Origin of the sequence: Streptomyces sp. P9(2023), from assembly GCF_032436795.1 — a bacterium.
GTDB lineage: Bacteria > Actinomycetota > Actinomycetes > Streptomycetales > Streptomycetaceae > Streptomyces.
The window spans coordinates 1-1061 of the sequence record NZ_JAUPWM010000099.1; the positions used below are offsets into that span (position 1 = coordinate 1).

Consider the following 1061-nt stretch of genomic DNA (forward strand, 5'->3'; position numbering starts at 1 on the left):
TGAAAGCCGTTCTTGCCGTGTGTAACCTCAACAGCTCGAATAAATCCGTGGATTTGGTTATTTTCGTCAACTCTCTTAATTAATGATTTAATGGCATTTTTACCGCTTGAAAGTCTACGGTAAGCGTTACGCATTTTCGAAAGTATATCGTTCAAATCATCGCTTATTCCGTGGGGAAAAGTGAGAGTAACAAAGTGACTCTTATAGCCTTTCTCTTTTGCAGAATCTAAAGCCTCTTTGAGTTCAATCCGTCTACGTTCAGCGATTTTTGCAGCGCAAACAGGGCAATGCCAAACAGAGCCGCAAGCCATTAAACCTTGATAAAAAACCTTTCCATGTTCGGCACTTTTCAAAATCTCAACTGGTCGCAAAGAACCAGTTAAAGGATCTGGAGCACGATACCGCATACATTTGGAAGTTCTCGAACCTGGCATTAAATCATTTACAACAGACTTCAAAGCATAACGCTTTGAACGTCCCTGATTTGGGTCGTAAGAGTTTTTATATTTGGAGACAAAAAAACCGTTATGTGCAGCAGGTTCAACAGGGGTTATCTCGCCTGTTTGTGTATCAAAAACTGCCTGTAATTCAGGGTGTTTAGAGGGGGGTGAAGAAGTTTTGGTAACTATACCAAGGGGCGCTCCCAATTCTGGCAATTCCACATGCCCCCCCCGCTGCGCAGGGAGAGCATGCGAAACCGCCAGAGAGGGGTTGCAACCAAAGTTATCATCACTCATAATTAAACCGTTAATTAAACCGTTAACAACCAAAGTTAATTGCACTCACAATTAACAACGTCCTTTTGGAAAGGCTCTAACCAATCCGAAAGTGAAAACCCAATAGTTTAGGGACTATTGGGTTTTTTTATATCTATTGTTCAGAATCAGGATTTTCTTGGACAACAGAACCAAACAGTTTAACCATCTGGTCAAGTGCATCTTTCTGTGTGTCTTGAAGTTGAAAAGCAAGATAATCGCGATTAATGGCCTTTCCTATCTCAGTGACGATATAAGCATGAATACTAACTCCCAGCATCTGTGTTAGCTTCAAAAGCTTTTCAT

General features: G+C 41.2%; 2 protein-coding genes. Both read right to left on the reverse strand.

What is annotated here, in order from left to right:
• The coding region (locus tag Q5762_RS36790) for a protein rep (RefSeq protein ID WP_315896672.1) at positions 1–737 on the reverse strand (737 nt) is incomplete at its 3' end.
• Positions 738–870: 133 nt separating this feature from the next.
• On the reverse strand, positions 871–1061 hold a 191-nt coding region (locus Q5762_RS36795; protein ID WP_315896673.1), incomplete at its 5' end, for a hypothetical protein.